The 23114-nt window shown below is 61.9% G+C and carries 20 protein-coding genes; 14 read left to right on the top strand and 6 right to left on the bottom strand.

The genetic code is table 11. The annotated features are described in order from the left end of the window. Positions 1 to 29: 29 nt before the first annotated feature. Genes secD through AC1D11_RS17890 form a run of 3 tightly spaced genes read left to right on the top strand, consistent with a single transcriptional unit; the run spans position 30 to position 5389 of the window. Entirely contained in the window at positions 30 to 1904 is a 1875-nt protein-coding gene (gene secD / locus AC1D11_RS17900; protein ID WP_477649017.1) for a protein translocase subunit SecD, read from the top strand. 37 nt (positions 1905 to 1941) lie between these two features. Beyond that, the gene (gene secF, locus AC1D11_RS17895) at positions 1942 to 2895 is read left to right on the top strand and encodes a protein translocase subunit SecF (protein WP_477649016.1); all 954 of its coding nucleotides are present in this window, start codon (positions 1942 to 1944) and stop codon (positions 2893 to 2895) included. Positions 2896 to 2923: 28 nt separating this feature from the next. Then, complete coding sequence (locus AC1D11_RS17890) at positions 2924 to 5389, top strand: DUF1631 family protein (RefSeq protein WP_477649015.1); 2466 nt, start codon at positions 2924 to 2926, stop codon at positions 5387 to 5389. 67 nt (positions 5390 to 5456) lie between these two features. Here the strand turns inward: AC1D11_RS17890 and AC1D11_RS17885 are convergent, their stop codons facing one another. The 3 genes from AC1D11_RS17885 to AC1D11_RS17875 all read right to left on the bottom strand — a co-directional run bounded on the left by AC1D11_RS17885 (position 5457) and on the right by AC1D11_RS17875 (position 8504). Continuing rightward, positions 5457 to 5969, bottom strand: coding sequence for a Smg family protein (locus tag AC1D11_RS17885; RefSeq protein WP_477649014.1), 513 nt, complete (start codon positions 5967 to 5969; stop codon positions 5457 to 5459). A gap of 59 nt (positions 5970 to 6028) precedes the next feature. Beyond that, positions 6029 to 7177: a DNA-processing protein DprA gene (dprA, locus tag AC1D11_RS17880; RefSeq protein WP_477649013.1), complete on the bottom strand. Its 1149-nt coding sequence runs from the start codon at positions 7175 to 7177 to the stop codon at positions 6029 to 6031. 103 nt (positions 7178 to 7280) lie between these two features. Continuing rightward, entirely contained in the window at positions 7281 to 8504 is a 1224-nt protein-coding gene (locus tag AC1D11_RS17875) for a LysM peptidoglycan-binding domain-containing protein (RefSeq protein ID WP_477647236.1), read from the bottom strand. Positions 8505 to 8721: 217 nt separating this feature from the next. Between AC1D11_RS17875 and def the strand changes: the two genes are divergently transcribed. From def to AC1D11_RS17835, 8 genes are all read left to right on the top strand, one after another. Further along, positions 8722 to 9243: a peptide deformylase gene (def, locus tag AC1D11_RS17870; RefSeq protein WP_477647220.1), complete on the top strand. Its 522-nt coding sequence runs from the start codon at positions 8722 to 8724 to the stop codon at positions 9241 to 9243. 79 nt (positions 9244 to 9322) lie between these two features. Then, entirely contained in the window at positions 9323 to 10309 is a 987-nt protein-coding gene (gene fmt / locus AC1D11_RS17865; protein ID WP_477647219.1) for a methionyl-tRNA formyltransferase, read from the top strand. A 34-nt stretch (positions 10310 to 10343) separates the two neighbouring features. Continuing rightward, positions 10344 to 11090 (top strand): AzlC family ABC transporter permease, encoded by a 747-nt coding sequence (locus AC1D11_RS17860; protein ID WP_477647218.1) that lies wholly within the window; start codon positions 10344 to 10346, stop codon positions 11088 to 11090. Continuing rightward, positions 11087 to 11422, top strand: a complete 336-nt coding sequence (locus AC1D11_RS17855) for an AzlD domain-containing protein (RefSeq protein ID WP_477647217.1) — start codon at positions 11087 to 11089, stop codon at positions 11420 to 11422. The genes AC1D11_RS17860 and AC1D11_RS17855 overlap by 4 nt, the downstream gene beginning before the upstream one ends. Positions 11423 to 11746: 324 nt before the next feature. Then, a complete protein-coding gene (locus tag AC1D11_RS17850; RefSeq protein ID WP_477647216.1) occupies positions 11747 to 12940 on the top strand; it encodes a phosphoglycerate kinase in 1194 nt (397 codons plus the stop codon). A gap of 178 nt (positions 12941 to 13118) precedes the next feature. Then, positions 13119 to 14552, top strand: a complete 1434-nt coding sequence (gene pyk / locus AC1D11_RS17845) for a pyruvate kinase (protein ID WP_477647235.1) — start codon at positions 13119 to 13121, stop codon at positions 14550 to 14552. A gap of 431 nt (positions 14553 to 14983) precedes the next feature. Beyond that, positions 14984 to 16048: a class II fructose-bisphosphate aldolase gene (gene fba, locus AC1D11_RS17840; RefSeq protein ID WP_477647215.1), complete on the top strand. Its 1065-nt coding sequence runs from the start codon at positions 14984 to 14986 to the stop codon at positions 16046 to 16048. Positions 16049 to 16170: 122 nt separating this feature from the next. Then, on the top strand, positions 16171 to 17079 hold the full coding sequence (locus AC1D11_RS17835) for a phosphoribosylaminoimidazolesuccinocarboxamide synthase (RefSeq protein WP_477647214.1): 909 nt from the start codon (positions 16171 to 16173) through the stop codon (positions 17077 to 17079). Positions 17080 to 17191: 112 nt separating this feature from the next. On the opposite strand, the gene trxA is transcribed toward AC1D11_RS17835, so the two are convergent. Next, positions 17192 to 18091, bottom strand: a complete 900-nt coding sequence (gene trxA / locus AC1D11_RS17830; RefSeq protein WP_477647213.1) for a thioredoxin — start codon at positions 18089 to 18091, stop codon at positions 17192 to 17194. A gap of 168 nt (positions 18092 to 18259) precedes the next feature. Between trxA and purE the strand changes: the two genes are divergently transcribed. The 3 genes from purE to AC1D11_RS17815 are packed head-to-tail and all read left to right on the top strand — an operon-like array spanning position 18260 to position 21035. Further along, the gene (purE, locus tag AC1D11_RS17825) at positions 18260 to 18781 is read left to right on the top strand and encodes a 5-(carboxyamino)imidazole ribonucleotide mutase (protein WP_477647212.1); all 522 of its coding nucleotides are present in this window, start codon (positions 18260 to 18262) and stop codon (positions 18779 to 18781) included. Then, positions 18778 to 20046 carry a 5-(carboxyamino)imidazole ribonucleotide synthase gene (locus AC1D11_RS17820; RefSeq protein WP_477647211.1) on the top strand — a complete coding sequence of 423 codons (1269 nt, stop codon included), beginning with the start codon at positions 18778 to 18780 and terminating at the stop codon, positions 20044 to 20046. Before purE ends, AC1D11_RS17820 begins: the two co-directional genes overlap by 4 nt. Then, positions 20046 to 21035: an L-threonylcarbamoyladenylate synthase gene (locus AC1D11_RS17815; RefSeq protein WP_477647210.1), complete on the top strand. Its 990-nt coding sequence runs from the start codon at positions 20046 to 20048 to the stop codon at positions 21033 to 21035. Before AC1D11_RS17820 ends, AC1D11_RS17815 begins: the two co-directional genes overlap by 1 nt. A 197-nt stretch (positions 21036 to 21232) precedes the next feature. On the opposite strand, the gene AC1D11_RS17810 is transcribed toward AC1D11_RS17815, so the two are convergent. After that, entirely contained in the window at positions 21233 to 21496 is a 264-nt protein-coding gene (locus tag AC1D11_RS17810) for a SemiSWEET transporter (protein ID WP_457282398.1), read from the bottom strand. Then, entirely contained in the window at positions 21493 to 22998 is a 1506-nt protein-coding gene (gene dacB, locus AC1D11_RS17805; protein WP_477647209.1) for a D-alanyl-D-alanine carboxypeptidase/D-alanyl-D-alanine endopeptidase, read from the bottom strand. Before dacB ends, AC1D11_RS17810 begins: the two co-directional genes overlap by 4 nt. Positions 22999 to 23114: the final 116 nt, after the last annotated feature.

Genomic DNA, 23114 nt, shown 5'->3' with positions numbered 1-23114 from the left:
TTCATTCGTCCACCAGGAACAGCCCTCTCATGAATCGTTATCCGGCCTGGAAGTACGCCATCATTGTGATCGCGCTCATCGTCGCAGCCCTGTACACGCTGCCTAACTTTTTCGGCGAAGCTCCTGCGGTCCAGGTTTCCAGCGCCAAGTCCACCGTCAAGATCGACAGTACGACGATGGCGAAAGTGGAGCAAACACTGAAGGAAGCCGGCATTGCGGCGGATGTCATCACCCTGGACGGTAATTCCGTCAAGGCGCGGTTTGGCGATACCGACACGCAACTCAAGGCCAAGGACGCGATCCAGAAAGCGCTGGCCCCTGATGCAGGGGACTCCGGTTATGTGGTGGCGCTTAACCTGGTGTCCCGATCGCCTGCCTGGCTGACATGGCTGCATGCAAACCCCATGTATCTGGGGCTGGATTTACGCGGAGGCGTGCACTTCATGCTGCAGGTGGACATGCAGGCCGCGCTGACCAAGCGCGCCGAGTCCCTGGCCGGAGACCTCCGGGTATCGTTGCGCGAGAAAAATATCCGGCACGGCGGCATCGCCCGCAACGGCCAGGCTATTGAAGTCAAGGTGCGTGACTCTGCGACGCTGGCATCTGCCAAAAGCCTGATTCAGGACCAGTTTCCAGACCTGCAGACGGTGGAGGCGCCGGAAGGAACCGAGTACAAACTGACGGCCACGATCAAGCCCGAGGCTGCGCGCCGCATCCAGGACCAGGCTCTCAAGCAGAACATGGTGACGCTGCACAACCGGATCAACGAGCTCGGGGTGGCTGAGCCGGTGATCCAGCAACAAGGCGCAGACCGCATTGTGGTGCAGCTGCCGGGCGTGCAGGACACGGCCAAAGCCAAGGATATTCTGGGGCGCACGGCGACCCTGGAAATGAGGCTGGTGGATGACAGCGCCGGGGCCCGCGCAGCCATGACCGGGGGAGGCATGGTGCCCTTCGGCTCGGAAAAATTCCCTGATATCAGCGGCAATCCGGTGATTGTGAAGAAGCAAGTCCTTGTTACCGGCGAGAGCCTGACGGATGCCCAGGCTGGTTTCGATTCGCAAAAGCAGGAACCCAATGTATCCCTGACGCTGGATGCCAAGGGCGGGCGGGTGATGCGCGAAACAAGCCGCGAGAACATGGACAAGCCGATGGCCATCCTGCTGTTCGAAAAGGGTAAAGGCCAGGCTATTTCGGTGGCAACCATTCGCGGTGAGTTGGGTACGCGGTTCAGCATCTCGGGCGCCATGAACATCAACGCAGCCAACGATCTCGCCCTGCTGCTGCGCGCAGGCTCGCTGGCCGCTCCCATGGAAATCATTGAAGAGCGCACCATTGGCCCGACGCTGGGCGCCGACAACATTGCCAAGGGCTTTCACAGTGTGTCGTGGGGCTTCGTCGTGATCGTGGCTTTTATGGCGGCCTACTACATGCTTTTTGGCCTGTTTTCAGGCCTGGCGCTTGCCGTCAACCTGTTGTTGCTCGTCGCGGTGCTGTCCATGCTGCAGGCTACCCTGACCTTGCCTGGCATGGCGGCGATGGCGCTTGCGCTGGGTATGGCCATCGACTCCAATGTGCTGATCAATGAGCGTGTGCGGGAAGAATTGCGAAACGGTGCCTCCGCGCAAGCGGCAATTCATGCAGGTTATGAGCGGGCCTGGGCGACCATTCTGGACTCCAACACCTCGACATTGATCGTGGGTCTTGCCTTGCTGGCTTTTGGTTCCGGCCCGGTCCGCGGCTTTGCGGTTGTGCATTGCATCGGTATTCTGACCAGCATGTTCTCGGCGGTGTTTTTCTCGCGCGGCCTGGTCAACCTCTGGTACGGCCGCCAAAAGAAGCTTAAGACGGTTTCCATTGGCACCGTGTGGCGGCCCGCCACTTCGGGTGCGGTTGCGAAGTAAGCCCGGCCCTTTTCCCTGAATTTCCCAAGGACTCCAGATGGAATTTTTCAAAATCCGGCGTGACATTCCGTTTATGCGGCATGCCCTGATCTTCAATGCGATCAGCTTTGCCACGTTCGCTCTGGCCGTATTCTTCCTGTTCTCGCGCGGCTTGCACCTGTCCGTCGAATTCACCGGCGGCACCTTGATGGAGGTGAATTACACCCAGGCTGCCGATGTCGGAAAAATCCGCGATACGGTGGCGGGGTTGGGCTTCGCCGATGTGCAGGTCCAGAACTTTGGCACCTCACGCGACGTGATGATCCGCTTGCCGGCACAAAAGGGCGTAAGCACCGCGCAGCAGAGTGACAAGGTGCTTGCGGCCCTGAAAGCTGCCAGCCCGGATGTGACGCTGCGGCGCACGGAATTCGTCGGTCCGCAGGTGGGCGAGGAACTCGCCCACGACGGGCTAAAGGCGCTCGCCATGGTGGTTTTCGGCATCATGGTCTATCTGGCTTTCCGCTTTGAATGGAAATATGCCGTGGCGGCCATCATCGCCAATTTGCACGACGTCGTGATTATTCTGGGGTTTTTCGCTTTTTTCCAATGGGAGTTTTCGCTGGCAGTGCTGGCTGCCGTACTCGCGGTGCTGGGCTACTCGGTCAATGAATCGGTGGTGATTTTTGACCGGATTCGCGAGAATTTTCGCCGGTACCGCAAGATGAATACCACCGAGATCATCGATAACGCGATCACATCCACCATCAGCCGTACCATCATTACCCACGGTTCCACCCAGATCATGGTGCTGTCCATGCTTCTCTTTGGCGGGCCGACCCTGTTTTACTTTGCCCTGGCGCTGACCATCGGCATCCTGTTCGGGATCTATTCGTCGGTATTTGTGGCCGCTGCAATCGCCATGTGGCTTGGCATTCGCCGTGAAGACCTGGTGAAAGGGCCGGCCAAAAAAGACGAAGATCCCAATGACCCCAACGCCGGGGCCACGGTGTAAGCTATGACTTAATCATCCTAGGGCGGTTGTGGCTCCAAGTAACAAAAATAACAGGCTTCTGGTCGAGCAGGCACGTGCGCTGTTCACGGAGCGTGCTGTACGCGTACTGCCTGTGCTGGCGAAAACCATTCAAGACAGGCTCACCGCCGCAGTTGATCAGACCGGCAGCGTCCGTGAGATGCAGGACCGGCGTGACGCCTGGATGGCTTTTCAGAAAAGTGGCGCCACCTGGGTCCGTGGCACAACCGCCGCATGGACCACTGCCCAGACGATTCCCGCGCCAAATTCGCCCTCGAGGTTTGCCGACAGCGGCAAATTTGAATTGATGGGTAACGACGTGATGGAGGACAAAATCCTCGCTTCGCGGCTTGCGCTTCGGCTGCTGGATTTTGCGAGTTGGGAGTTGAACGACCTCCGGCTGCGCATCCAGAACCTCGAAGCCATCGCGGAACTGCACAAGCAGGACATTCTTCGGCCCGAAGTGCTTGCGCAGCACATGGTTGAACAATGGAGTCTTGCATCGCTGCCACGGGATGTGTGGCTTGTTGTCCAGGATGTCATCCAGAAGGACATGGGTACACACCTGCTGGAGACTTACCATGCCACCAACGAATTTTTGGTGCAGCAGGGGGTGATGGCGGAAATTGATTTACGGCCGCTGGTCAAGCGCACTCCCTCCGCAGCGGATGCCGGGGCGTCTGCCAGGAAAGCCTCCAGTCCTGAGAAAGAACGCGGAAAATTCGGCGGCGAAACCGGCTCCAGGGCCGGCGGGTCCGAAAGCGGTGGCGCACGTGGTTTTGGCGGAGGCCAGGGCGATGGGCCTGTTAGCCGTGTTCAGGGTATGGGCGGCGGGCGATCTTCAGCCTCTGCCGGCCGCCAGGGTGCAGCTTTTTCAGGTGCTGCGTCCGAAGGAGCAGGGTCGCAGCCAGCAGGTGTATCCAGGCAAGGCAGCGCAGTCTACGATGAAACCCGCATGCAAACGGCGACCACGCCGCTCGCCAGGGCACGGATGAGGGCCCAGGGTGTGATGGGGCACCTCAAGCGTTTGCTGTCGAACCAGGTCGCAGGGTTCGACGATACCCGCCCCACACAGGCTTCGCCTCAGCTCGCGCAGGCGATGGTCAGCGTGCAGAAGCAGGAAGAAACCGGTGCAGAGCGTACCTTGCTCGCAGATGCGCAAGGGCAGATTTATGGACAGGTGCATGTCGACAATGCTGCAACTGCCTTGCGGGAACGAACCAACACGCTCAAGCAGGCGGCATCCACCTCCTCCGAGAAGGCGACGATTGAAATAGTCGCGCTGATGTTCCAGAGCATTCTTGCTGAAGACCGCATTCCGCCGGTGATCCGGGTCTGGTTTGCCCGCTTGCAGATGCCGGTATTGCGTGTGGCGATTTCCGAGCCGGAGTTCTTTGAATCGCTGCAGCATCCTGCTCGCCGCCTGATTGACCGTATGGGTTCCTGCGTGCTGGGCTTTGACGTTACGGTGGCCGGCGGTGCCATGGAGTCCGAAGTCAAGCGCATCGTGCAGGTGATAGAGCAGTATCCCGAAACAGGGCGCCGGGTGTTTCAGCTGGTTTATGACGAGTTCGAAAAGTTTTTATCCAAATTCCTTTCCGAGCATGGCAGCGCCGCCCGTGTTGTGAGCGTCGCGCAACAGGTCGAACAAAAAGAGACCATGACGATCCAGTACACCATTGAGATGCGGAACATGCTCAATGACATGCCGGTTCGTGACGAGATCCGCGAATTCCTCTTCAAGGTATGGGCCGAAGTACTGGCAATCGCCGCGATGAAGAACGGGCCTCAGCACGAGGAAACCATTACGCTCAAGCGGGCCGCCGCTGATCTGGTGTGGGCCGCGAGCGCCAAACCGAACCGTAACGACCGTGCCCGCGTGATTGCGGACCTGCCGAAATTGCTGCAGCTGCTGCGCCTGGGCATGTCCATGCTGGGCCTGGGCGTGCCCGACCAGGATGGGCACCTGAAGATCATCAGCGATACGCTGGCCGATGCGTTCATGTCCAAAACCGACACCATTTCCCAGGAGCGGGTGGAGATCATGGCCAAACGGCTGATGAACCTGGAAGACTATCTTTCCGATGAGGACGTCGGCGACCTGCCGCTGGATACGGACAGCCTCGTCACCATGATCGGGATCGATGCGACCGACATTGAAGTGATTGCCGATGGCGGCAGCCAGCCCACGGAAGCCATGCGCGCGTGGGCCCGGGAGCTCCAACTGGGCACATGGTTCAGCCTGGACCACAACGGCAAAATCAGCCATGTGCAGTTTGCCTGGTGCAGTGATCGCAAGCAGTTGCACCTGTTTGCTTCCGCCGACGGCCGGAACTTCCTGATCCAGGCTCGTCGGCTCGCGGCCTACCTGCAGTCGGGTTTGCTGGTGCCCACGGAAGAGGAGGCGCTCACGGTACGTGCCACGCGCGATGCGCTTGCCAAGCTGGATGCAAATCCTGAGCGTTTGCTCGGCTAAAGGTTTCGTTGTCCGGAACGGCCGGGCAACCGGTGTAAAAAATGTCGTTTTTGCGCCGCAGTGCTATTCAGTGAGCAAGGCGACCTTCCGCGTCGTCGCACAATTCATCCAGAACCAGCGCATCGGGTTCTTCGCCGAAACTCCAATAGACCATCAATACGATGATTTTCAGGTCATCCAGCGTGACTGGGTCGCCCGGTGCCGCCATGGCGCGGTCAATCACAATCTCGCGCATGTGCGGAGGCAATACGCCGGACGACTCAAGGAAGCTCACAAATCCCAGGCTCTGTGCGCCAAGTTGGGTTTGCTCGGCAACCGAATAAACGCGAAGGCTATCGGGGGATTGAGGCTGAATGACAGGATGCACGCCGGGCTCGGTGAGCTCTGACGGGGTAGTAGCCGGCAGGCTGATTTGCGTGCCTTGGGCGGCGATATTCAAGCCGTCGAGCCAGACGAGGGCCGCCTGGATTTCTTCCGCTTCAAAGCCCGCCGCTGTCAGTTTGCGGCCGAGCCGCTGAAGTTCGGGGCAAGCGTCACCTTGCCAGTAATTTTCGTAGACGTACACAAGTACTTCGAACATGCGTCCAATATAACGCAGTTGGCGGCAGCATTGTCAAGCCGGTGAAAAGAGTGCGGTGTTTATGCGTCAGCGCGTCGCTGGAACAAGCCGCCGGGAAGCCTGAAAACCTGTCCGTCGAGTTCCAGCTCAAGCAACTGTCCCTGCAGCAAGGCTGTTTCGATCCCGGTGCGCGCCTGTAGTGTGTCCAGGCTCACCACGTCGAATCCCAGTGCGGCGATCAGGGCGGTAGATGGAGAGGGCTCGACCAATGGGCCGGTTTCTTCCTCTGTTGGCTTATATGCCACTGCACCCGGCGCCACGCCCCGCGCAGGGAGATTTAATTCCTCCAATACGTCCTGCGCAGTTTCCACCAGCTTGGCTCCCTGCTTGATCAGCGCATGGCAGCCGCGTGACTGGGGCGAATGGATGGAGCCAGGTATGGCAAACACTTCTTTGCCCTGTTCGGCAGCCAGCCGCGCGGTGATCAGTGAGCCGGATTGCATGGCTGCCTCGATGACCAGAGTGCCCAGCGACAGGCCGGAAATAATGCGGTTGCGTCTCGGGAAGTTCGCGGTCAGCGGAGGCGTGCCGAGCGGGAATTCGCTGATGAGCATGCCTTGCTGCGCAATACGGTGCGCCAGCTCGAGATGTTTTTTGGGATAAACGCGGTCAAGTCCGGTACCCACCACGGCAATGGTATCCCCACCGCCCTGCATGGCGCCGTCATGCGCCGCGCCGTCAATTCCCAGAGCCAGTCCCGACACGATGCAAAGATTTGCGCCGGCAAGTGCTTTGGCGAATTGGCGCGCGTTGGTTTCGCCTTGCGGCGTCGGATTGCGGCTGCCTACGATTGCGATGTGGGAAGCGCTGTGTTGCGACGGCGCCTGCGGTGAGCGTACCTGCTTGCCGAGCATATAGAGCATCAGTGGAGGATCCGCAATGTCGAGCAGGGCTGTGGGGTAGGCCGCATCTCCCAACGCGACCACGCGCCGGTCATCCCCAGCTTGCAGCCATTCCAGTGTCATTTGCAACTGGGCCGCCAGATTCGGAGGTTCTGCCTGGAGAGCTCGTGCCAGTTTCTCAGACCCCAGTTGTTCCAGAGCCGTCGAATCCTGGTCAAAAATCCCCTGAGCTGAGCCAAACGCGGCTAACAGCTTGCGGGAATTCTCATTTCCCACCCCCGTCGAGAGGGTCAGGCGCAACCAGGCCCGGAGCTCTTGTTTTTCCACGTGATGGCCAGGGGCTGAAAGAAAGGGTCAACGAATTCGAAAACTTGTCTCGAACGTCGAGGGCCCCGGGCTGCCCGAGTTCGTGCGTTGGTTGTCCGCAGGCTTAGTTGGGATTGACGAAGCGATCCCCAACCTTCACGCCGTCGGTCACCTGCAGGACGAGGGCATAGGAAACGGCGTCAAAAGTGCGAAACACCATCATCAGGCCATTTCGTTCGTTGGGCAACTTGATCGGTGTACGACTACTGTCGGTTTTGTCCAGCAGCCGCTCACCGTCCTTGAGGATGGCCATAACATGGCCACGCTCCATGCCGTCCCTGGCGCCGCGATTGATGACCACGACCTGGTTCTCTGCGGCATTGGTCACGGCACTGCCGTAAATCGACACGATCTGTCCGGCAACGGCAGAAGAAGGCGCGTGCGGTATGTAGTTCAGCAACTCGCGGGGTGGCTCGACCAGCAGCCGGTCACCCACGCGCATTTCCTCCTTGGTGGCAACGATGTCGATCGTCGCCGGCACGATTTCGGATTGCGGTTTGCCATCTTTACCGGCTGTTTCCGTGACGGATTCGCCGCGCGCTAATTCCGCCTTGCCGACATATTGCGCCTCATAGCCCAGAATTGCCTTGGTCGTCGGGTCTTTGAGCGGTGTTGCGTTGCGAAACACCCGGTAATTGAGCGGTTCGCCTTTTTCGGTGCTCAGGGGTTTGCCGGTGGTGCTGCCGGTACCGTATTGGCTGCGCGCATAGGCGCGATCTCCGCGGCTAAGCAGAACGCGGCCTTCCTGGGCCGCCACAATGCGGGGCGCATTGGAAAGCACGGCCTCGTCGACGATCAAGGCCTCATTCAGGAAGGGCTCGATCAGGTTGGGCGCGATCGTGGGAATGGATGCGTCCGCCAGGGTTTCAAAGCGGGTGCGCGGAGAAACGCGTACGGTGTCTGTCGGCGGGCCATCGGTTTGGGCCTGGCGGGTCCGTAAAACGGCACGCCCATTGGATTTCTCCAGGTAGAGCTGTTGCCCCGGGTAAATGCGGTGAGGATTGCGGATGTCCTGGAGGTTCATGCCCCACAGCTCGGGCCAGCGCCAGGCGTTTTTCAGGAATAAACCGGAAATTGCCCACAAGGTGTCGCCGCGCTTCACGGTGTAGGTATCGGGTGCATTGGGGGCCAGGTCGCCCAGGGGAACGCCTGTCTGGGCCACTTGGGCCGCCGTGGCTTTTTGGTCGGCCGTGATGGGGAAGTTCTGAGCATGCAAGCCGACCGAGATGCCCAAAAGAGCTGCGGCGGCTATTGAAATTTGACTGAAACGACCAGAAATTGTTTGCATCTTGTAGGCCTTCGGCGCTTTTATGGGGCTAGTACGGCGTTTTCGGGGGGGTAGCCCCACGAAAAAACGGTGTGCATATCTTGATAAATCACTAACGATTTTGTACCTAAGCCCTTGATTAAGCAACGAATACGCGATTCTGGGAATATCAGGATGCCGAAAAACAGAGAAAAGTGGCGAAAATAGCGACATCTCACCCATTGCCCAGCCTTCCTCCATGAGCCAGTTAACCATTCTTCGTTACCCTGACCCCCGCCTCCACACCGTTGCCAAGCCCGTGGCGGCCGTTGATGCACGCCTGCGCAAGCTGGTCGACGGCATGCTTGAAACAATGTATGCGGCAGAAGGCATTGGCCTGGCGGCAACCCAGGTGGATGTCCATGAGCGTCTGGTTGTGATTGATGTCAGCGAAGACCGGAACCAGCCCCTGGTGTTGATCAATCCCGAGATTGTCTGGGCCAGTGAAGAAACACGCGTGGGCGACGAAGGCTGCCTGTCGGTGCCTGGTATTTATGACGGCGTGGAACGTTCTACCTCCATCAAGGTACAGGCGCTGGATCTTGACGGAAAGCTGCAGGTGCACACAGCCGAAGGCATGCTGGCGGTTTGCATCCAGCATGAAATGGACCACCTGATGGGCAAGGTGTTTGTGGAGTACCTGTCCCCGCTGAAACGCAACCGCATCAAAACCAAGATGATCAAGCAGAAAAAAGACGAGGAGCGTGACTCGGCCCGTTAATTTTGTCCGTATGTACGTCGGCGCGTTGTACCGCGCCGGAACCACGGGATTTCCCTAGGAGTCTTTAGAATCGGACTCCATGCGTGTCATTTTTGCCGGTACCCCTGAGTTCGCCCGTGTGGCCCTTGAAAAACTGCATGCGGCCGGTTTTGAGATTCCCCTCGTACTGAGCCAGCCTGACCGCCCGGCAGGCCGCGGCATGAAACTGCAGGCTTCGCCCGTCAAGCAATGGGCCGAAACCTTACACACACCCATTGCCCAACCCAGAAGCTTGCGGCTGGACGGCAAATTCCCTGACGATGCAGCCGCAGCGCACAAAGCCATCACCGCAGCGCGCGCGGACGTCATGGTGGTGGCAGCCTATGGACTCATTCTTCCGCAGTGGGTTCTGGATGCACCGCGGTTGGGCTGCCTCAATATCCACGCGTCGCTGTTGCCGAGATGGCGCGGCGCCGCACCGATTCACCGGGCCATCGAAGCCGGTGATCCGGAAACCGGCGTCACCATCATGCAAATGGATGCCGGGCTGGACACGGGCGACATGCTCCTGACGGAAAAGCTGCGCATCGCACCCGGCGACACCACGGCTTCGCTGCACGACAGGCTGGCCAATCTGGGCGGGCAGCTCATCGTGGAGGCCCTCGAGATCGCGGCATGCGGAGGCCTGCAGGCGGTCTCTCAGCCCGCAGAGGGCATCACTTACGCACACAAAATTGAAAAACATGAGGCATGGCTGGACTGGTCGCAAAGCGCTGCCGTACTCGAGCGGCGCATCCGGGCGTTCAACCCGTTTCCCGGCGCGGCCGGTGTTGTCGACGGGCAAACCCTCAAGTTCTGGCGTGCCGAAGTTCTGGCGGATGTGCGCCGGCCGAGTGGGGCCCCGGCCGGTGAAGTGCTGACCGCAGGGCCACAAGGTGTGGACATTTGTGCTGCCGATGGCGTCCTGCGCATGAGCCGGCTTCAAAAAGCCGGCGGCAAGGCGCTGGATGCATCCGAATTTTTGCGGGGATTTGAGATCCGTCCCGGCATGGTCTTCATTCAACCGGATATCGCCAAACAGGGGTGAAAAAAATGACGGGACAGAAAAGGGTGGGGTTTTTGTGAAGACATTGTTCAAGCATCCGGACTTCCGGCTCGGGGTGAGTGAGCTCGCCACCGTCGCGCCGGGTATCGCCGCCTGGGGCCTGATGACAGGTGTGGCGATGGTCAAGTCGGGCATGAGTCTTATCGAGGTGCTGCTGATGGCGGTGCTGGTTTTTGCCGGCAGTTCCCAATTGGCAGCCTTGCCACTTATCGTGGCTGGCGCACCCATGTGGGTGATTCTGGCCACCTCGTTTTGCGTCAACCTGCGCTTCATGGTCTTCAGCGCCCACCTGCGCCCCTATGTGATGCACCAGAGCCTGTGGCGCCGCATGGCTTTTGGCTACGGCATGGCCGACCTGAACTATGTTCTCTTTACCAAACGCTTCCCGCACCCGGCCACCGATGTTGCCGGCATTGAAGCCCAGGACGCCTACTGGGTAGGCAGCTGCGGCATGAGCTGGGTCAGCTGGGTGGGCGCCACGCTGGTGGGCATCGCGCTGGCCAATTCCATTCCGCTGTCCTGGGGCCTGGGCTTTGCCGGCATCCTGGCGCTGCTGGGCATCATGTGGTCGCTGGCCACCACCCGACTGCGCGCGGTGTCTGCAGCCATCGCGGGTGCCGCCGCTGTCGCCACCTTCGCCTTGCCGCTCAAGCTCAATATCCTGGTGGGCATTGCCGTGGCCGTCATCGTCTGCCTGGTGCTGGAAAAATCAGCGCCGGCCAAGCCTGCGGTATCCACTCCCGGAACCGGAGACGCAGCATGAACCAGACGGATCTCTGGACGGTGGTGACCATCATCGGTATGACGCTGATGACCGTCCTCACGCGCTCCTTCTTTTTTCTCTCCAGCAAGCCCTGGACGCTGCCCGGTTGGGCGCAGCGCGGCCTGCACTACGCGCCCATTGCTGCGCTGGCCGCAGTGATCGTGCCGGAAATGGTGATGACGCAGGGCCACTTCATCGCAACCTGGAAAGACGCGCGGCTCTTTGCAGTAGTCGCCGGCACCGCCTGGTATTACTGGCGTCACGGCGTGCTGGGCACCATCCTGGCCGGCATGGCGGTGTATTTGCCGCTGCATATGGGGTTGGGTTGGTAGCCCCCACGGTAAAAATTAGTACACCCCTATCGGGCTCACTGCGTGTAGCCCTTTTCCCCTTGCAGGGGACGGCGCCTGCGGCCCGGCAAAGCCGGTTCCGCGGCCCCCGCTGGCCTTGGCGTTACTCGCTTCGCATCGTGTTTGGTGTCGACTGCTATCAAATCAGTAGCTGCTTGCGCTCGTTCTGTGCGGGCTGGAGGCCGATTTGATGCCTAAATTTACGCTTTCCCGGCTTTGTCTGACGGGCCCAGGCACATACAGGCACCTACAATTTAGGGCTTTGGGCGCTGTGGCCCAAAGCCTTTTTTATTCTGCGAGCGATTTATGAACTTCATCCGTTTCTCCGACCTGTGCGCCAGCGGCAAAGTTGCCGGCAAGCGCGTGTTCATCCGTGCCGACCTCAACGTGCCGCAGGATGACAGCGGCCACATCACCGAAGACACGCGCATTCGCGCTTCCATTCCCTGCATCCAGATGGCCCTGGACGCAGGCGCGGCGGTCATGGTGACATCTCATCTCGGGCGGCCAGTGGAGGGTGAGTTCAAGCCGGCCGATTCTCTGGCGCCTGTGGCCAAACGAATGGGCGAGTTGATGAAGCGCGACATTCCCCTGGCCTCCGGCTGGGTGGACGGTGTGGATGTCAAACCCGGCCAGCTGGTAATGCTGGAGAACTGCCGGCTCAACAAGGGCGAGAAGAAAAACAGCGAAGAGCTGGCGCGCAAGATGGCTGCGCTCTGCGATATTTTTGTGCACGACGCTTTCGGCACGGCGCACCGCGCCGAGGCTTCCACCTATGGCATTGCGCAATATGCGCCTGTGGCCAGCGCCGGCCCATTGCTGGCCGCCGAGATGGACGCCATCTCCAAAGCCCTTTCCAGCCCGCGCAGGCCGCTGGTGGCCATCGTGGCCGGCAGCAAGGTCTCGACCAAGCTCACCATCCTCAAGTCGCTCGCCGCCAATGTGGACCAGCTCATCGTGGGCGGGGGAATTGCCAACACTTTCATGCTGGCCGCCGGTTTGAAAATCGGCAAAAGTCTGGCCGAAGCCGACTTGCTGGCTGAAGCCAAAGCCGTGATCGAGGCCATGAAGGCGCGTGGCGCCGAGGTGCCGATTCCGACCGATGTCGTCACCGCCAAAACCTTTGCCGCTGACGCGCCGGCTACCGTCAAGGCGGCCACTGACGTCGCCGATGACGACCTGATTCTTGATATCGGCCCGCAAACCACCGCGAGGCTCGCGGCGCAGCTCAAGGCGGCCGGCACCATCGTCTGGAACGGCCCGGTCGGTGTGTTTGAGTTTGATGCGTTCGCCAAGGGCACCGAAGGCATTGCGCGTGCCGTTGCGGACAGCAGCGGGTTCTCCATCGCCGGAGGCGGGGACACGCTGGCCGCCATTGCCAAATACGGCATTGAAAAGCAGGTCGATTACATCTCGACCGGCGGCGGCGCTTTTCTGGAAGTGCTGGAAGGCAAGACGCTTCCGGCCTTTGAAATCCTGCAAAAGCGCGCAGGCCACTGAGGCGCTAACTGCAAAATGCGGCAAAACCGGTTTGCAGGTTCAGGGCGCGACACGCTGTATGCAGCGGGCCCCCCTCCGGCTTCTGGTCAATACCCCGGATGCGGCGATGGCCTGGTAACCGCTACGTAACTCATTCGTGTAAAAATAAGAAACTAAATTACAGGAGACAGACATGAAGATGCAGCGCCGCGGCACAAAAATCGTTGCCACCCTTGGCCCCGCCTCCAGCGATCCGGCCCTGCTGGAGCAGATGATTCGCGCTGGCGTCAACTGCGTGCGGCTGAATTTCAGCCACGGCACGGCGCAAGACCACATCGACCGTGCCAGGCTGGTGCGGGAGGCCGCCACCCGCGCCGGGCGCGAGGTCGCCATCATGGCCGACCTGCAGGGCCCGAAAATCCGTGTCGGCAAATTTGCCGAGGGCAAGGTGCAGCTTGAGCAAGGCATGAAATTTGTGCTCGACGCGTCCCGCACCGAGCTTGGCGACATTAACGGCGTGGGCCTGGACTACAAGGAACTGCCGCGCGACGTCAAGGCCGGTGACACCTTGCTGCTCAACGACGGCCTGATCGTCATGACTGTTGACAAGGTGAAGGGCGAGCAGGTCCATGCGACGGTCAAGATCGGCGGCGTGTTGTCCAACAACAAGGGCATCAACAAGCAGGGCGGCGGCCTGACGGCGCCGGCGCTGACGGCCAAAGACATGGAAGACATTCGCACCGCCATGAGCTTCCAGGCCGACTATGTCGCGGTGAGCTTTCCGCAGAACGCCAGTGACATGGAAATGGCGCGCCAGCTGTGCAATGTGGCCGGTGCCGAGCACCGCCACAAGCCGGGCTTGATCGCCAAGATCGAGCGTGCCGAGGCGATCCCGAACCTGGAATCCATCTGCCGGGCCAGCGACGGCATCATGGTCGCGCGCGGCGACCTGGCCATCGAGGTCGGCAATGCCGCTGTGCCGGCGCTGCAAAAACGCATGATCAAGATGGCCCGTGAGCTGGACAAGGTGGTCATCACCGCGACTCACATGATGGAGTCCATGATCACCAACCCGGTGCCCACGCGCGCCGAGGTCAGCGACGTGGCCAACGCGGTACTCGACGGCACCGACGCCGTCATGACCTCGGCCGAGACCGCCGCCGGCCGTTATCCGCTGGAGACCATCATCGAGATGGCCAACATCTGCGCCGAAGCCGAAAAAGCCGAGGACGTGAAACTGGACGCCGACTTCACCGGCATGACCTTTGACCGCATCGACCAGTCCATCGCCATGGGCGCCTTGTTCACGGCCCATCACCTGGGTTGCAAAGCCATTGTGGCGCTGACCGACTCGGGCTCTACGGCGCTGTGGATGAGCCGCCACCGTATCCATATCCCCATCTACGCCCTGACGCCCAAACTGACGACCCAGCGCAAGATGGCGCTGTACCGCAACGTCAGGCCGCTGCTGATGGACCAGAGTGTCGAGCGCGACACCGCGCTGGGCGATGCCGAGGCTCACCTGAAAAAACGCGGTATCGTCGAAAGCGGCGACATCTACGCCATCACTTGCGGCGAACCCATGGGCGCGCCGGGCGGCACCAATATGCTGAAGATCTGCAGGGTAGCTTGAGCCCCCACGCTTTTTACTTCGTGTAATGCGCTGCCCCCCGAGGGGGGCCGCCCGCCCTACGGCCCGGCAAAGCCGGTTCCGCGGCCCATGCTGGCATGAAGAATCAGTAGCGTAACCAGCGGGGGTTTTCACCAGCGGGGGGCCGAGGGTCCGGCTTCGCCGGCCCAAGGCGCCGTCCCCTGGAAGGGGAGAACAGGCTACACGCAGTGAGCCTGGACAGGGGTGAACCAGCTTACATGCAGTTACCCCGCGTATTTCCTCGCAACATATGCGCAAGTTCGCCCAATAACCCCAGTTTTCGCAGCCGTTAGAATCAAAGCTTCGGTTACCCGGCGGTTACGGCCCATCAAGCAGCCCTTGCGCTGCCCGGCTTTCCGCCCCGTAACCCGCCTTCTTCTGGCAGCTTTTTTTAACTTTCTGGGGATCTGATCATGGCACTCGTTTCGATGCGCGAGCTGCTGGACCATGCAGCAGTCAACGGCTACGGCATTCCGGCTTTTAACGTCAACAACCTTGAGCAGGTGCAAGCCGTGATGGAAGCGGCCAAAGAGACCGGCGCGCCCGTCATCCTGCAGGCCAGCGCAGGCGCCCGCAAGTACGCCGGTGAACCCTTCATCAAACACCTGATCGAGGCGGCCATCGAGATGTATCCCAACATCCCGCTGGTCATGCACCAGGACCATGGCCAGAACCCCGATGTGTGCCAGGGCGCCATCAACCTCGGCTTTTCGTCGGTGATGATGGACGGGTCGCTCGAGGCGGACGGCAAGACCATCGCCAGCTATGAATACAACGTCGAGGTGACGAAGAAGGTTTCGCAGCTGGCTCATAAATACGGTGTTACCGTCGAAGGTGAGCTCGGCTGCCTGGGTTCGCTGGAAACCATGAAGGGTGACAAGGAAGACGGCCACGGCACCGACGCCACCATGACGCGCGAGCAGCTGCTGACCGACCCGGAGCAGGCTGCCGACTTCGTCAAGCGCACGCAAATCGATGCGCTGGCGATTGCCATCGGCACCAGCCACGGCGCCTATAAATTCACCCGCAAGCCCACCGGCGACATCCTGGCGATCGACCGCATCAAGGAAATCCACAAACGCATCCCGAGCACTCACCTGGTGATGCACGGCTCGTCCTCGGTGCCGCAGGAATTGCTGGCCATCATTCGGCAGTACGGCGGCAACATGAAGGAAACCTACGGCGTGCCCGTCGAGGAAATCCAGGAAGCCATCAAGCACGGCGTGCGCAAGATCAACATCGACACCGACATCCGACTGGCCATGACGGCCGCCGTGCGCAAGTTCCTGGCCGAAAACCCCGAGAAGTTCGACGCCCGCGAATGGCTCAAGCCCGCGCGCGAAGCCGCCAAGCAGATATGCAAGCAGCGCTACATCGAATTCGGCTGCGAAGGCCAGGGCGCCAAGATCAAGGGCGACAACCTGCAGGTCGTGGCCGCCAAGTACGCCAAGGGCGAGCTCGCCCAGGTCGTGCATTAAAGAGCATCGTAAATTCCCGCCGCCCGCCCGCGCGGATTGGCGATAATTCGAAGCCCGTGGACTCTTTCTGAGTCGCGCGGGCTTTTTACTTTGACTCACTTCCGTTACGTTGCCGCCCCACCATGACCCAAGCTCTCCATACCTCTGCCCTGACCTCTCTGCCCCTGCTGGCGCGCGGCAAGGTGCGCGACAACTACGCCGTGGGCAAGGACAGGCTGCTGATGGTGGCCAGCGACCGGCTAAGTGCGTTCGATGTCATTCTCGGGGAGCCAATCCCCGGCAAGGGCGCGCTGCTGACGCAGATGGCGCTGTTCTGGTTCGGCAAGCTCGGGCACATCTGCCCCAACCACCTGACCGGCGAGACACCCGAAAGCGTGGTCACCCCGGCCGAGGTGCCGCAGGTCGTCAACCGCTCCATGCTGGTCAAGCGCCTCAAGCCCATTCCGGTTGAAGCCGTGGTGCGCGGCTACCTGGCCGGCAGCGGCTGGAAGGAATACCAGGAGAGCCAGGCTGTCTGCGGCGTGCCGCTGCCAGCCGGCCTGAAGAACGCCGGCAAGTTGCCCGAGCCCATCTTCACCCCGGCCGCCAAGGCCGAAGCCGGCGAGCACGACGAAAACATCAGCTACGAGCAGGTGGTGAAAGTAGTAGGCGCCGACATGGCCGCGCAGATCAAAAAGATCAGCATTGAGATCTACAGCACCGCCGCCGCCTTCGCCCTCACCAAGGGCATCATCATTGCCGACACCAAGTTCGAATTCGGCCTTGACGAAGACGGCACGCTTACGCTGATGGACGAGGTGCTGACACCGGATTCGTCACGCTACTGGCCGATTGAAGGCTATGAAGCGGCCTACGCGGCTGGCCTGAACCCGCCGAGTTACGACAAGCAGTTTGTGCGTGACTGGCTGGAAAGCGTACGCATCAACGGCAAGCCTTGGGACAAAACGCCGCCCGCGCCGCACCTTCCGGCCGATGTGGTGGCCAAGACTGCCGCCAAATACCAAGAAGCTTTAGCTCGGCTGACGGCCTAAGCGATAGGTTCTCCCCTGTCTCGGCTCACTTCGTGTAGCCGGAACCCCCTCAAGGGGGCAATACCTGCGGCCTGGCAAAGCCAGTTCCGCGGTATTTCTTGATAAGAATCCTTTAACTTAATACGACGCTGGACAAGCGCCGGCGGTAAGTGGCTACGACAGGGTCCTCGGGCGGAATCTGTCCGTCGGCCACCTTGGGCTTGGGCGCCTCCATGACGTCGAGCACGGCGATGTAGGTCTTGCGTGCCAGGTCGTCGTTCCAGGATTTGTCGCGCATCAGGATTTCCAGCAGTTCGTCCAGCGCTTCGGTCCAGCGCTGCTGTGCCATGAGCCAGCGGGCCTTGTCAAAGCGTGCTTCGAAGTCGCGCTTGTTGGTCGCAATCTTCGCGTCAAAACCGGCTGCAGCACCCGCCCCATGAGCGCCGGTAGCTACAAAATCCATAGCATCCATCCAGCGCTTGAGCGAGTCAAAACGCCGCACCACCGTGGTTTGTGCAATCACCGGTGCGAATGCCACCTTGGCGTCGTCTTCGCGGCCCAGTTGCAGCAGCAGCTTCACATAGTCAAAGCGGGCGTTGTCGTCGGCCGGGTTGGCGGCGACGGCATGTTGCAGTTTTTCCAGCACGGCGGCAGGGTCTGCGCTTTCTTCTTCGAGCGTCAATTCAGGCTCTTCAGGCTGTTCCTCGGCCGGCGGCAAATGCTTGTCGAGGAATTCCTTGACCTTGCCTTCGGGAAGAGCACCGGCAAAACCGTCCACCGGCTGGCCGTTCATCATCAGAATGCAGGTCGGGATGCTGCGGATGCCGAAAGCGGCGCCCAGTTGCTGCTCCTGGTCGGAATCGATCTTGACCAGCTTGAAGCGCCCGGCATATTCCACTTCCACTTTTTCAAGGATGGGCCCGAGCGACTTGCAGGGGCCGCACCATGGGGCCCAGAAGTCGATCAGCACAGGCGTGGTCATGGACGCGGCAACGACTTCCGCTTCAAAGTTGGCAATGGTGACGTCGATCATGGTCTTGCAGAGTTGGGGTGTGAGGGGTGTTTTTTCAACCGGTTCGGCGCAGTGTGGCGCCCGGGAGGCAAGAGCGTAGCACGCAAGGTACAGCCCGCCGGTGGCCTGCCCTTAAAATCAGGTGTTACTGCAACGCAACCTGCAACCCCGGCCTTGAAGGTCCCCTAAATGACAACAAGCAACAATTCGACGACCTCTGGAGTTGTACCCCTGGTGGGCGTGGTGATGGGATCCAGCAGCGACTGGGAGACCATGCAGCACGCCGTGCAGATCCTCACGCAGTTCGGCGTCGCGCACGAAGCCCGGGTGGTGTCGGCCCACCGCATGCCCGACGAGCTGTTTGCCTATGCGGAAGGTGCCGGCGGACGCGGCCTGCAGGCCATCATTGCCGGCGCCGGCGGCGCAGCGCACCTGCCCGGCATGCTGGCCGCCAAAACCACCGTGCCGGTGCTGGGCGTTCCCGTGGCCAGCAAACATCTGCAGGGTGTGGACTCGCTGCACAGCATCGTGCAGATGCCCAAGGGCATTCCGGTCGCCACCTTTGCCATCGGCAACGCTGGCGCAGCCAATGCAGCCCTGTTCGCGGTGGCCATGCTGGCCCTGCACAACCCGGCGCTGGCCGCCCAATTGCAGGCTTTCCGTGCAGAGCAAACCGCTACTGCGCACGCCATGACGCTGCCGCCCGCATGACCGCCTCCGCCTCTTCCCGGGCTGCCTCCAGTTTGCCGGAGTTGCCCATTTTTCCCGGCACGGCCTCGGCCTCCGGCCAGCCCGCTACCCTCGGCGTGATGGGCGGTGGCCAGCTGGGCCGCATGTTTGTGCATGCCGCGCAGCGCCTGGGTTACTTCACGGCGGTGCTGGACCCCGATCCGCAAAGCCCGGCGGGCCTGGTCAGCCACCACCACATCCAGACCGGCTACAGCGACGAAAAAGGACTGGCCCAGCTGGCCGCACTGTGCGCCGCCGTCACCACCGAATTTGAAAACGTGCCCGCTGGTGCGTTGCAGGCACTGGCTGCCAGCCGGCCCGTGGCGCCCGGCGCCACTGCCGTGGCCATCGCGCAAAACCGCATCGAGGAAAAATCCCACTTCACCGCCAGCGCTGCCGAATCCGGCGTACTGGCTGGCGTTACCTGCGCACCCTACGCCGTGATTGAAACAGCCGAACAGCTGAAGGCGGTGCCCGCCGGTTTGCTGCCCGGCATCCTCAAGACCGCGCGCATGGGCTACGACGGCAAGGGCCAGGTCCGCGTCAAGAATGCGGACGAACTGGCCACCGCCTGGGCCGGCCTGAAGCAGGTGCCCTGCGTGCTCGAAAAAATGTTGCCGCTCAAGGCCGAGTGCTCGGTCATCGTGGCGCGCGGCTGGGACGGCAGCGTCGTGGGCTTTGCGCCCCAGTTGAACGTGCATGTCGACGGCATTCTCGCGGTGACGCAGGCTTATGAAGGAAATATGCCCGCAGCGCTTGCCGATCGTGCGCAGGCAGCTACCAAAACCATAGCAAAACACATTGACTATGTCGGCGTTCTCTGCGTCGAGTTCTTCCTGGTGGACGACGGCAGCGCCGATGGCGCGCTCATCGTCAATGAAATGGCGCCGCGGCCGCACAACAGCGGCCACTACACGATGGACGCCTGTGACGTGTCGCAGTTCGACCTGCAGGTGCACGCCATGGCCGGCCTGCCGCTGCCGCAGCCGCGCCAGCATTCTCCCGCCATCATGCTCAACCTGCTGGGTGATGTGTGGTTTGACGCCCATGGAAAGATGCGCACGCCCGACTGGCAGGCCGTGCTGGCACTGCCCGGCACCCACCTGCACCTTTACGGCAAAACTGAAGCCCGCACCGGCCGCAAGATGGGCCATCTCACCATCGCAGGCCCCGACGTCGCTTCAGTCAAGGCCACGGCGCGCCAGGCCGCATCCATCCTGGGCTTGCCCGGCCTGGACCTCCTCTGATGATTCTTCCCGGTTCGAACCCTGAAGCCATTCTTGAAGCCGCACGCCGCATCCGGGCCGGCGGGCTGGTGGGCTTCCCGACGGAGACGGTATACGGCCTGGGCGCCGACGCTTCCAGCGATCAGGCCGTCGCCGGCATCTTTGAAGCCAAGGGCCGTCCGTCCGACCATCCGCTCATCGTGCATGTGGCCGATGCGGCGCACGTAGACGCTTACGCCAGCAGCGTGCCGCCGTTTGCCGTGCGCCTGATGAAAGCCTTCTGGCCCGGGCCGCTCACCGTGATCCTGCCGCGCAAGGAAGGCGTGGCGGCGGCTGCAGCCGGCGGCCAGGATTCCATCGGCCTGCGCTGTCCCTCGCACCCCGTTGCGCTGGCTTTTCTGAAGGCTTGCGACACCGGCGTTGCCGGCCCCAGCGCCAACCGTTTCGGCCGCGTCAGCCCCACCACCGCGCAGCACGTGCAGCAGGAGTTTGGCGACAGCCTGCTGGTGCTCGATGGCGGGCCCTGCGATGTCGGCATCGAGTCCAGCATCGTCGACTGCACGCGCGGGCGCCCCGTGCTGCTGCGCCCGGGCATTCTCACGCGCGCACAACTCGAGGCCGCGTGCGGCGAAGCCGTGCTGGGGAAAGACGAATTCGAGCAAGAGGCTCTGGGCGATGCGCCGCGTGCTTCCGGCACGCTGGAAGCGCACTACGCGCCCGACGCCAAGGTGCGCCTGATGGACGCAGGTCCCATACAAACCGCACTCGATTTGCTGGGCGCCGACGCCGCACATATCGCCGTCTACGCGCGCAGCATCGTGCGCATCAAGTCCGACAAGGTGTTGTACCGCCGCATGCCCGACGACGCGCTGGCCACCGCGCAGCAGCTGTTTGCCGTGCTGCGCGACTTTGATGCCAAAGGCGTCAAGCTGATCTGGATTGAAAACCCGCCGGCGGCCACCGAGTGGGATGGCGTGCGCGACCGGCTGGGGCGTGCCGCCGCGAGCTGAGGCGCCCTTCCCGGGAGGCCGCTAGGGCGGTTGCCCAAATTTCGGGCATTGTGGCGCAATGCCGCGCCAAGCGGTGTTTTCGTCCACAAGTCCCGCCGCCATCAACAGCCTTGTCCACAGGCGGCAGGGATAACTTGCAGGCACATCGATGAAAGCATCCGTGCCTGCCGCGCGGGGTGCGTGTGGTACCGGGCTATTCAGTCACCGCGTCCGTACACCAGCTTCATCACCAGAATGGCCAGCGCCAGGCCCAGCGTGACCGCGTTCGCCAGCACGATGGGCCAGGCGCCCGCCAGCACGCCGTAGGCCAGCCAGAGTGCCACGCCAACCGTAAAGGCGCTGTACATCGCCAGTGAAATGCCGCTGACATCGCGGCTGCGAAAGGTCAGCCAGGCCTGCGGCGCAAAGCTCGCCGTGGTCAGCACGGCGGCCAGAAAGCCCACGATGTCTGTTGCGTTCATCGCTTGCCCTCCTTGACGGCCCATTCCAGCATCGCATCCAGCGCCGGGCGCGCAGCGGGCGCGTTCGGGTGGTTGATCAGCCCCACCACGATGTAGCGTGCGCCGCTGTTGCCATTGGCATAACCGGCAACCGCGGTCACGTCGCGCAGCGAGCCGGTCTTGACGAAAGCCAGCCCGGCCACCGGCTTGGCGCGTTCGCGCATGGTGGCGTCGGTGCCGGCCACCGGCAGCGAATCGGCGAGATCGGCGGCAAAAGGGCTTTTGGCGGCGTGTTGAAGCAGGGCCGACAGGCTGGCGGCACTGATGCGCTCCTCGCGGCTCAGGCCCGAGCCGTTGTCCATCACCGGGGGCGTGCTGCCGGGCAGGCTTTTGCGCCACCAGGCGGTGAGCGCTGCGCGGGCGGATTCAAGCGTGCCGGCTTTGGGCTGGCCCAGGCCGGCCTGCAGCCCGAGTGTCAAAAAGAGGTGTTGGGCCATGATGTTGTTGGAGTATTTGTTGACGTCGCGCACCATTTCCAGCAACGGTGGCGACTGGTATTCAAACCGCACCGCGGCCTTTTCGCCCGAGAGGGTACCGGTCCTGTGCAGCATGGCCAGCTCTGCCGGCGTGGCGTCGCGCACCGTTCCCGTCAGCAGGCCGCCCAGCTGGCGCCACGACCCTTCGATGGCGCGCGCCGCAAAACTCGCGGGGTCGGCATAGGCGCTGGGCCACACCTTTTCGCCACAGGCCGAAGAATAGGTACCCAGGAACTCGATGTTGACGGGGTTTTCAACGCTGGCGCGCAGCTCGCTGCGCCAGTCGCCGCAACGCGCCACACGCACGATCGGCACCGTCGCCCCCACCTGCACACCTGCCAGCGGCGGTTCATAGCGCACCAGCGCACGGCCGCTGGGCAGGTCCGGCGTGAAGGTCATCACGATGGTTTTGAAATTGATCAGCAGCGCATCGGGCCGGGCGTTGTAGGGCCGCAGCGGCTCACCGTCAAATTCACCCGGGTCGGTGGGCGGCACGCTGAAGGCGCTGCGGTCCAGCACGATGTCGCCGCGGATCGCCCGCGCCCCGCCGGCCTGCACCTCGGCCAGCAGGGCCTGCAGGCGCTCAACGACCAGCTTGGGGTCGCCGCCGCCCTGTACCACCATGTTGCCGTTGAGCAGGCCGCCCGAGGTGCTGCCGTCCAGTATCACCTTCGTCTTCCAGGTGAAGTCACGGCCCAGCGCGTCGAGCGCCGAGTACGTGGTCACCAGTTTCATGACGGAGGCAGGGTTCATCGGCACATCGGCGCGCCAGCTCAGGCGCGGCACGGGTTTGCCGCTGCCGGCTTCCACCACCAGCATGGACACTGCATCGCGCGGCACCCTGGCGCGCGACAGGGCTTTTTCAATCGGGGCCGGCAGGCGTGCGGTTTGTGCCAGGCCGGGGCTCGCGGCCAGGGCTGCCATGGCCGCCAGGGCAGCCAGCGCAACAGTGTGTGTCGTGCGCAGGCGCAGCAAGTCGTGGGTCATGCGGGGATTATCGCGGTTGAGCGTTCTGCAAGGCGCTGCCGGTGGGTGCGGGGGTAGCCGGCCATTGGCGCGGATAATCAGGGCTTACCCATCGGCCGCAGCCTCCGGGTACCCGC

The organism is Polaromonas sp. P1_E11 (genome assembly GCF_056405995.1).
This window is presented reverse-complemented; position numbering and strand designations above follow the sequence as displayed.